Raw genomic sequence first — 9,506 nt, forward strand, 5'->3', positions numbered from 1 at the left:
GGCCTGGGCGGCGGGGGCTCCGGCGGGGGTGGCGGAGGGGGGCGGCGCGAGCGGGGCGAACAGCTCCCGCACGCCGCAACCGCCGCGCAGGTCCGCGCGCAGCGGTACGCCTTCGCCGGCCTTGGCGGCGTCCAGCGCGAGGAGGGCGGCGGTGCCCCCGCCCGGCAGCGGCTGCTCCTGGCGGACCACCGGGATCAGCCGGTCGGCGCCAGGGAGGGCCCCGTAGCGTCCACCCTGCCCCATCGGGGACATGCTGCTGCCGGAGATCCGCAGTCCGCCGGCGGTCGCGAACTCGGCCTGGTCCCGCTGGGACGCGGTCCAGGCGGCGTGCTGGCCGAGGGCCAGGACCCCGCTGGAGACGGCGAGGACGAGCAGCAGTACGGGCCCGGTCGCCCGGCCGGGCCGGCGGGCGAGCTGCCAGCCGAACAGGGCCGGGGCCAGGCTCCGGCCGCGTGCCGCGAGCCGTCCCCCGGCCCGGGCGGCGAACGGCAGCAGCCGCAGCACCAGCAGCGTGCCCGCGCACAGGGCGAGGACCGGGGCCGCGACCAGGACCGGGTCCACGCCGAGCCCGCCGCCGGCGGGTCCGGTGCCGGGGCCGGCGGCGTCGGCGCCCCCGTACTGCGACAGCTGCTGGTAGCAGAGGACGGCGAGGACGACGACGGCCAGGTCCAGTCCGGAGCGGGCGGCGCCCGTCACCAGGGCCTGCCTGCGGCCGGCGCGGCGCAGTACGGCGGCCGAGGCGCCGCGCAGGGCGGACGGGAGGGTCGTGAGCAGGACGCAGGCGAGGGCGCAGCCGGCCGCGACCGGCCAGACCAGCCAGGTGTCGGGGATCTCCAGGTGCACCCGGCCGAGCGGCCCGAACCGGCCGAGCAGGCGCAGCAGGGGCGGGGCGAGCAGCGGCGCCAGGACGGCGGCCGGGAGGGCCAGCAGCAGCGACTCGGCGGCGCTCAGCACGCCGAGGCGCCGGCGGGAGGCGCCGCGCGCGGTGAGCAGGACCCGCTCCGGCTCCTGACGGGCCGTCATCAGGTGGGCGACGAGGAGCAGGGCGGCGGCCGAGAGGACGGCGAGCTGGAGGGCGCCCACCAGCAGGGTGGAGCGGGCGACCAGCAGGGCGGAGTCCAACTGGGCCAGCAGTTCCGGAAGTTCGGTGGCGGTCTGGAGCGAGGCGGTGCGCTTCAGCGCGAGGCCGGCGGGGTCGGCGGCGGCGCGGACGCCACGGGCCTCGGCGGTGGTGACCGTGGCCAGGTCCGGGCTCAGGAGGGTGCCTCGGTAGTTCTGCTGGATGCCGCCCGCCGTGAAGGCGGTGTCGTCCACCATGAGGGGGCCGTAGGTGGTGAAGCTGCCGACCTGGATCTCCCGGCCGCCGAGCGGGTCGAGCCGCCAGTAACCGGAGTCGGGGTCCGCGGCCTGGTACACGCCGGTGATCAGCACGGTCAGCGGGGGCCCGCCGAACCGGTCGTCCAGCCGGACGGGCGCGGGCAGCGCGGCCCCGGCCAGGCCGAGGCGGGCGAGCGCCGTGCGCGGCACGGCCGCCTGCAGTGGCTGTGCGGGGGCGCCGGCCGGGGCGGCGACGGGCCGGGGCCAGTCGCCGGCGAGCAGGCGTACGTGTTCGCGGCCGAGGGCGGCGAGCAGGGTCAGGTCCGCGTCACGGCCGCCGGCCGCGGGGCCGGGGAGCCCGTAGGAGCGGCTGCGGGCCACGCTCTCGGAGGTCACCGGGAGCCTTCCGAACACCTCGTCCGAGTAGGCCCGTACGGCCCGGTCGTCCTCGGCGCGCGAGGACGCGGCCCGGCCGCTGGTGACGAGGACGGTGGTCCGCGGGCGCTCGGGGCCGGTCAGCGCGTGCCGCAGCCCCTCCTGCCCCACGCCGCGGGTGAAGGCCGTGAGTGCGGTCAGCGCGGTCGCGGCGATGAGTACGGTGAGCAGTACGGCGACGGCGAGCGGCCATCGCCCGCGCAGTCGGCGCACGACGAAGCCGAGCACGTGTGCAGTCCCTCCCCCGTCCGGACCTTCGGTACCGGATAGCGGACGATGTTGTCAGATCCGATCCAGACACGGAAGGGACTTGCGCGATTGGTGAGACAGATGCGCAAATGCGGTCGGAAGTCCTAGGTGGGGGGAGCACAGTGACGGAACGCCAGCACTCGACGGGGGTCGCGGTGGCACAGGAGGACGAAGGCACGCCGATCGTGGTGGCCGAGGACGTACGGCACAGCTTCGGCAGCGGTCCGCAGACCGTCCACGCCCTGCGCGGAGTGTCCTTCGAGGTCCGGCGCGGCGAACTCACCGCCCTCAGGGGCCGGTCGGGCTCCGGCAAGACCACCCTGCTGAACCTCCTGGGCGGCCTCGACACCCCCACCGGCGGCCGGATCACCCTGGACGGCACCGACCTGGCCTCCCTCGACGAGGCGGGCCTGCTCGCCCTGCGCCGGGACCGGATCGGCTTCGTCTTCCAGTCCTTCGGCCTGATCCCCGTCCTCACCGCCGCCGAGAACGTCGGCGTGCCGATGCGGCTGCGCCGCGTCCCCGCCGGGGAGCGCGAGGAGCGCGCCCGGACCCTGCTCGCCCTGGTCGGCCTCGCGGACCACGCCGACCAGCGTCCCGGCGAACTCTCCGGCGGCCAGCAGCAGCGCGTCGCGGTGGCCCGCGCCCTGGCCAACGACCCCGCCCTGATCATCGCCGACGAACCCACGGGCCAGCTCGACCTGGAGACCGGCCGGTCGATCATGGAGCTGCTGCGCGCGGTGGTGCGCGGCAAGGGGGTCACCATCCTCGTCGCCACCCACGACCCGAACCTGATCGAACTCGCCGACCGCGTCGTGGAACTGCGCGACGGCCGCATCGTCGACCAGGGGGCGGGCGCCGGAACGCCCTAGGACGGCACGGCCTCCCGGTCCTCGTGCGTGCCGGGCCGTTCTCGCCAGAACGTTCCCGAGGCCAGCCGGCGCAGGAGCATGAGCACCACGCCGGCGCCGGCCAGGAAAAGGGCGATGACCAGCGGAGCGCCCAGCCCGAACCACGCCGTCGAGGTGGCCGCGTTGCGGGGGTCGGCCATGTCGGCGACGGACTCGGCCAGCAGCCAGAGCAGCAGGGCCGAGCCGAGCAGGGGCCCGGCGCCGAGCAGCAGGAAGGGGCGCGGGCCCCGCGTGAGCCGGCGGCGGTACCAGACGGCGCAGGCGATGCCGGTGAGGGCGTAGTAGAAGGCGATGAGCAGCGACAGCGCGGTGAGGGAGTCGGCGAGGGCGTTCTCGCTGATCCGGTGGATGACGACGTACCAGACGGTCGCGGTGCCGGCGACCCACCATGTGCTGGTGCCGGGGGTGCCCCGGCGTGCGTCGATCCGGGCGAAGCGGGCGGGCAGTGCGTGGCGGCGGGCCATGGACAGGGCGGTGCGGGAGGCCGGGATGATGGTGGTCTGCGTCGAGGCGAGGGCCGAGGTGCTGACGGCGAGGAGCAGGATCCAGTCCCAGCCGCCGAGGACCTCGCGGGCGAGGGCGGCGAAGACGTCCTCCTCGGTGTCGGCCCGTCCCGCGAGGTAGGCGGTGCCGGCGTAGGCGACGACGGCGACGGCCACGCCCAGGTAGGTCGCGAGCAGGACGACGGTCGACCAGATGCCCGCCCGGCCGGGCGCGTTGGCGGAGTCCTCGGTCTCCTCGGTCAGGTTGAGGGCGGATTCCCAGCCCCAGTACGCGAACACGCCGAGCAGCAGCCCGCCGGTGAGGGCGGAGCCGCCCGCGCCGAAGGGGTTCAGCCAGCCGGCGGCGGGGCGTACGGCGTCCAGGCTTCCGGTGCCGGCGTAAACCCGGTACAGGGCGACGGCGGCGAACACGACGAGGCAGACGACCTGGAGCAGGACGAGCGCGTTCTGGAAGCGGGCCGACGCCTCGGTGCCGCGTACGCAGAGCCAGGACATGACCAGGATCAGCAGTACGGTCAGGGCCTCGCGGACCGGCGCGTTCCCGGCCAGGCCGTCGGCGCCGACGGCGAGCAGCCCAGCAGCCCGAAGCCCACGGCCACGTCCGCGAGCGAGCCGACGACGAGCACCCCGGTCATCGCGATGGCCCAGCCGCCGAGCCATCCGGTGGTGGGGCCCAGGGCGCGGGTGGCCCAGGAGAAGGTCGTACCGCAGTCGGGATCGGACCGGTTGAGGTAGTGGAAGGCCGAGGCGATCAGCAGCATCGGGACGAAGGAGGCGAGCATGACGCCGGGGGCGTGCACGCCGGCCAGGGCGACCAGGGGGCCGATCACGGCGGCCAGCGAGTAGGCGGGCGAGGTGGCGTTGAGGCCGATGGCGAGCGCGTCGAGGAAGCCGATCGCGTCGGCCTTGAGCGCGCCGGCCGGGGCGGTGGGGGCGGTGGCCGTCGCGGGTTCGGTGTGCTGCCGGGCGGCGGTCTCCGTGGGGGTGTCTGCGGCCATCGTCCCTCGCTGTGCTGTGTGCGGTGTGCGGGCTGCGCCGCTGCCGGGCGCGGTGTGAACAGGGCGTGAACTGCGAAGAGGAAACCCGCGTGGCCGCTCGGGGGTCAATGGTGTTGGCATAAGGGCTGCCCGGGGCGCCGCAGAGGGTGCGTTCAGCGGCCGCGCAGCGCCTGGAGGCGGGCTTCGGCGCTGGCGAGGAGCATGTCCAGGGCGACGGGGTAGGCGCTGTGGTTCATGCGGGCGGCGAGCAGCCGTCCGGTGGCCGCGATGTGCGGGTACTCGTCGGCCGGCAGCCGGGCGTACGTGGACTCCCACTGCTGCTCGTCGGAGAGCCGCGAGGCCTCGCTGAGGGCGAGGGCGCCGGCGTCGAGGGCGGCGAAGGCCAGGCTCTGGTCGATGAAGGCGTGGTAGATCTGGACCGCTTCCGGGTCCGGGAAGCCCGCGGTGCGCAGGATCCCGAGGACCGCCTCGTCGGCGGCGATCTCGCGGGGCCGGCCGGTGACGCGGCTGGCGGTGAGCACGGCCGCCTGTGGGTGGGCCAGGTAGGCGCCGTGGATGCGCAGCCCGAGTTCGCGCAGGTCGGAGCGCCAGAGCCCGGTGGCGGACCATCCGTCGAGGCCCCGGCCGATGAGTTCCTCGCCGATGGCGAGGGTCAGGCCGTCCATGCCGTCGAAGTACCTGTAGAGGGTGCTGGGATCGGCGCCGAGGGCGGCTCCGAGCCGGCGGGCGGAGAGCCCGGCGCTGCCGTGCTCGCGCAGCATGCGCAGGGCGGTGTCGACGATCAGCCGCTCGGACAGGACGACGCCCTGCCGGGTGGGGCGCCGCCGCCTGCGGGCGTCCTCGGGGACCACCGGTTTCGCCATCGCGTGCCCTCCTCAGTCTTATGCCAACACCATTGACCTTATCTCGCGGGCCCGGCTTTCATCCCTCCCATGGGGCCACGGACCTCCGTGGACCCCGCTGAGAGAGGGTTTCGTCATGCGTGTTCTGCTTGTGGGCGCCGGTGGCGTCGGTACCGCGATCACCCGGATCGCGGCCCGCCGGGACTTCTTCGACCACTTCGTGGTCGCCGACTACGACCTGGCCCGCGCCGAGGCCGCCGTCACCGCGCTCGGCGACGCCGCCGGCCGGTTCACGGCCCGCCGGGTCGACGCCTCCGACGAGGCGGCGGTGGCCGCGCTCCTCACCGAGGAGCGGTGCGACGTGCTGCTGAACGCCACCGACCCGCGTTTCGTGATGCCCCTGTTCGAGGCGGCCCTCGCCGCCGACAGCCACTACATGGACATGGCGATGTCGCTGTCCCGGCCGCACCCCGGCCTGCCGTACTCCGAGTGCGGGGTCAAGCTGGGCGACGAACAGTTCGCCCGGGCGGAGGCGTGGGAGAAGTCGGGCCGGCTGGCACTGGTCGGCATGGGCGTGGAACCCGGCCTGTCGGACGTGTTCGCCCGCTACGCGGCGGACGAGCTGTTCGACGAGATCGAGGAGATCGGCATCCGTGACGGGGCGAACCTGACGGTCGAGGGCCACGAGTTCGCCCCCTCGTTCAACATCTGGACGACGATCGAGGAGTGCCTGAACCCGCCCGTCGTCTGGGAGCGGGACCGCGGCTGGTTCACCACCGAGCCCTTCAGCGAGCCGGAGGTGTTCGACTTCCCGGAGGGCATCGGGCCGGTCGAGTGCGTCAACGTGGAACACGAGGAGGTGCTGCTGGTCCCGCGCTGGGTGGACGCGCGGCGCGTCACCTTCAAGTACGGGCTGGGCGAGGACTTCATCGGCAAGCTCAGGACCCTGCACGCGCTGGGTCTGGACTCGACCGCCCCGGTCACGGTCCGCGGGGCGGACGGCGCCCCGGTACGGGTCTCCCCGCGCGACGTGGTGGCCGCCTGCCTGCCCGACCCGGCGACGCTGGGCGGGCGCATGTCCGGCAAGACCTGCGCGGGCACCTGGGTGAAGGGCACCAAGGAGGGCTGGGTGCGCGAGGTGTACCTGTACCACGTGGTGGACAACCAGTGGTCGATGCGCGAGTACGGCTCCCAGGCCGTCGTGTGGCAGACCGCCGTGAACCCGGTGGTGGCGCTGGAGCTCATGGCCGGCGGGGTGTGGGCCCGGTCCGGTGTCCTCGGCCCGGAGGCCTTCGCGCCCCGTCCGTTCCTGGACCTGCTGACGGAGTACGGCTCCCCCTGGGGTGTCCGGGAGCAGGGCTGAGCGGCGCCGCTCAGCCGAGGGCGCGGTCGAGGTTGTAGGCGGCGCTGATCAGGGAGAGATGGGTGAACGCCTGGGGGAAGTTGCCCAGTTGCTCCCCGCTGCGGCCGATCTCCTCCGCGTAGAGGCCGACGTGGTTGGCGTAGGTGAGCATCTTCTCGAAGGCCAGCCGGGCCTCCTCCAGCCGTCCGGCGCGGGTGAGCGCCTCGACGTACCAGAAGGAGCAGATCGAGAAGGTGCCCTCCGCGCCCTGCAGGCCGTCCGGGCTGGCCTGCGGGTCGTATCGGTAGACCAGCGAGTCGGAGACCAGCTCGGCGGTGAGCGCGTCCAGGGTGGAGAGCCACTTGGGGTCGGTCGGCGCGATGAACTTGGCCATGGGCATCATCAGCACGGAGGCGTCGAGCACCTCGTCGCCCAGCCCCTGGACGAACGCCCCGCGCGTCGCCGACCAGCCCTCCCGCATGATCTGCCGGTAGATCGCGTCCCGGCTGCGCTGCCAGCGGGGCAGGTCCGCGGGCAGGCCGCGCCGGTTGGCCATGCGGATCGCCCGTTCGACCGCCACCCAGCACATCAGCCGCGAGTAGACGAAGTTCCTGCGTCCGCCGCGGGTCTCCCAGACCCCCTCGTCGGGCTGGTCCCAGTTCCCGCAGAGCCAGTCCACGATGGTCGCGACCTCCTCCCACTGGTCGCTGCTGATGGGCCGGCCCCACTTGTCGTACAGGTAGACGGAGTCGATGAGGGCTCCGTAGATGTCCAGTTGGAGCTGGCCGGTGGCGGCGTTCCCGACCCGTACCGGGGCGGACCCGAGGTGCCCTTCGAGGTGGGTCAGCTCGGATTCGGGCAGGTCGGTGCGCCCGTCGATGCCGTACATGATCTGCAGCGGGCCGCCGGGGCCCGTGGTGAGCCCGACGCACCGTTCGGAGAGGAAGCCCATGAACGCCTCGGCCTCGGAGGTGAAGCCCAGGCGGAGCATGGCGTAGACGCAGAAGGCGGCGTCGCGGACCCATACGTACCGGTAGTCCCAGTTGCGCTCGCCGCCGGCCCGTTCGGGCAGGCTGGTCGTGGGCGCGGCGACGATCGCACCGCTCGGCGCGTAGGTGAGCAGCTTCAGCGTCAGCGCGGAGCGGTTGACCATCTCCCGCCACCGGCCCCGGTAGCGGCAGCGCCCCAGCCAGGCGCCCCAGAACCGGACCGTCGCCTCGAACTGCTCCTCGGCCTCGGCGCGCGGACAGGACCGGGGAGGGACGTCGCCGCTGATCCGGTCGAGGGCGAACACCGCGGACTCGCCTTCGAGGAGCTTGAAGTGCGAGGACACGTCGGTGCCGTCGGTCTCGAGGGGCGCGGTGGAGGACAGGGCCAGCGAGAGCGACGGGGACTCGAAGACCGCCTCGTGGGCCTGCGCGCGGACGGTGTGCGGTTCGGCCCCGTAGCCGAAGCGGGGTGCGACGCGCGCCCGGAACGGCAGGGTGCCCCGGACGCAGATCACCCGCCGGATCAGCCGGTGCCGGTCCGCTTCCCGCGACTCGTCGACGACCGGCATGAAGTCCTGGACCTCCGCCACCCCGTCGGCCGCGTAGAACCGCGTGATCAGCACGTTGGTGTCGGGGAAGTAGAACTGCCGGGTCCGCGCCGGCACGTCGGCGGCCAGTTGCCAGGACCCGCCCCGGTCGGCGTCGAGGATCGCCGCGAACACGCTCGGTGCGTCGAAGCGCGGGCAGCAGTACCAGTCGATGGTGCCGTCGGTCCCCACGAGAGCGGCGGTGCGGAGGTCACCGATCAGGCCGTGCTCGGAAATCGGCAGGTAGCGCGATCCGTCCACTCCTCATGGTAGGCAGCGGGGCAACGTCGACGCACTGCGGCACCGGCCCGCACCGGCCGGCCGCACGGGGGCGGGGCGCTCACGGTCAGGCGCGTCCGCTCCCACGTCCCGCTGCCCGGGTACGAGGGGGCGTGCGGTTCCGCTTCACCCGCTCCCGTGCCGCGGGCGGGGCCGCTGTGCCATGCTGGCTGGCGCCCACGGGACGAGCGTCACGTGGGGGATGACGACGGGGACGGCGTCCCACGGGGGTGTGGCATGCAGCCGTTGACCGCGACCGATCCGCGCCGGGTGGGCGCGTACCGGCTGCTGTACCGGCTCGGGGAGGGCGGCATGGGCCGCGTCTACCTCGGCCGGTCGCCGGGCGGCCGGACGGTCGCCCTCAAGGTCGTGCACGGGACGATCGCCGGCGACCCGGGCTTCCGCCGCCGCTTCGCCCGGGAGGTCAGGGCGGCCCGGTCGCTCCGGGGGGCGGGGACCGTTCCGGTCCTGGACGCCGACCCGGAGGCGGAGGTGCCCTGGCTCGCCACGGCGTACGTTCCGGGGCCGGCGCTCTCCGACGCCGTCATCGGCCACGGGCCGCTGCCCCAGGAGGCCCTGTGGCGGCTGCTCTCCGGACTCGCGCAGGCGCTGGCGGGGGTGCACGGGGCCGGGCTGGTGCACCGGGACGTGAAACCGTCCAACGTGCTGCTCTCCCCCTCGGGGCCGCTGCTCATCGACTTCGGCATCGCCCGGTCCGCCGACGAGACGGTGCTGACCGGAACGGGGCTGGTCGTGGGTTCCCCCGGCTACATGTCACCGGAGCAGGCGGAGGGCCGGACCGTCGGCCCGGCGGCGGACGTGTTCTCCCTGGGGGCGGTGCTGGCCTTCGCGGCGACCGGGCGCGGGCCGTTCGGCGGGGGGTCCGTGGCGGAACTGCTGTACCGGCTCGTGCACCACGAACCGGACCTCGACGGGGTCGGGGGCCCGTTCGGGGATCTGACCCGGCACTGCCTGGCCAAGCGGCCCGCGGACCGCCCGGCGGTCGCGGAGCTCGCCGCCGCGGCCGCGCAGCGGGCGGGCACGGGCCCCTGGC

General features: G+C 74.4%; 6 protein-coding genes and 1 pseudogene. 3 read left to right on the plus strand and 4 right to left on the minus strand.

Going from position 1 to position 9,506, the window contains the following annotated elements; translation table 11 throughout:
* A partial coding sequence (locus VR44_RS27525; protein ID WP_045950314.1) for an FtsX-like permease family protein occupies nucleotides 1-1,980 on the minus strand: 1,980 nt, incomplete at its 3' end.
* Nucleotides 1,981-2,090: 110 nt separating this feature from the next.
* On the opposite strand from VR44_RS27525, the gene VR44_RS27530 reads away from it, so the two are divergent.
* Nucleotides 2,091-2,873: an ABC transporter ATP-binding protein gene (locus tag VR44_RS27530; protein WP_094191946.1), complete on the plus strand. Its 783-nt coding sequence runs from the start codon at nucleotides 2,091-2,093 to the stop codon at nucleotides 2,871-2,873.
* Here the strand turns inward: VR44_RS27530 and VR44_RS27535 are convergent.
* A pseudogene (locus VR44_RS27535) lies at nucleotides 2,870-4,413 on the minus strand (APC family permease). The gene VR44_RS27530 and the pseudogene VR44_RS27535 sit on opposite strands and share 4 nt — an antisense overlap.
* Before the next feature lie 152 nt (nucleotides 4,414-4,565).
* Nucleotides 4,566-5,276, minus strand: coding sequence for a TetR/AcrR family transcriptional regulator (locus tag VR44_RS27540; protein ID WP_045950316.1), 711 nt, complete (start codon nucleotides 5,274-5,276; stop codon nucleotides 4,566-4,568).
* 115 nt (nucleotides 5,277-5,391) lie between these two features.
* On the opposite strand from VR44_RS27540, the gene VR44_RS27545 reads away from it, so the two are divergent.
* Entirely contained in the window at nucleotides 5,392-6,618 is a 1,227-nt protein-coding gene (locus VR44_RS27545; protein WP_045950317.1) for a saccharopine dehydrogenase family protein, read from the plus strand.
* 10 nt (nucleotides 6,619-6,628) lie between these two features.
* Here the strand turns inward: VR44_RS27545 and VR44_RS27550 are convergent, their stop codons facing one another.
* Nucleotides 6,629-8,434: a glycoside hydrolase family 15 protein gene (locus tag VR44_RS27550; RefSeq protein WP_045950318.1), complete on the minus strand. Its 1,806-nt coding sequence runs from the start codon at nucleotides 8,432-8,434 to the stop codon at nucleotides 6,629-6,631.
* Nucleotides 8,435-8,689: 255 nt separating this feature from the next.
* Here VR44_RS27550 and VR44_RS27555 point away from each other — a divergent pair.
* Nucleotides 8,690-9,506, plus strand: an 817-nt coding sequence (locus VR44_RS27555; RefSeq protein ID WP_045950319.1) for a serine/threonine-protein kinase, incomplete at its 3' end; no start/stop codon positions are given.

Origin of the sequence: Streptomyces katrae, assembly GCF_000966975.1 — a bacterium.
GTDB classification, from domain to species: domain Bacteria; phylum Actinomycetota; class Actinomycetes; order Streptomycetales; family Streptomycetaceae; genus Streptomyces; species Streptomyces katrae.

Excerpts from the sequence above, each read along its gene's own strand:
- VR44_RS27530 (WP_094191946.1), top strand. The coding sequence starts at position 2,091 with ATGCGGTCGGAAGTCCTAGGTGGGGGGAGCACAGTGACGGAACGCCAG.
- VR44_RS27540 (WP_045950316.1), bottom strand. The coding sequence starts at position 5,276 with ATGGCGAAACCGGTGGTCCCCGAGGACGCCCGCAGGCGGCGGCGCCCC.
- VR44_RS27545 (WP_045950317.1), top strand. The coding sequence starts at position 5,392 with ATGCGTGTTCTGCTTGTGGGCGCCGGTGGCGTCGGTACCGCGATCACC.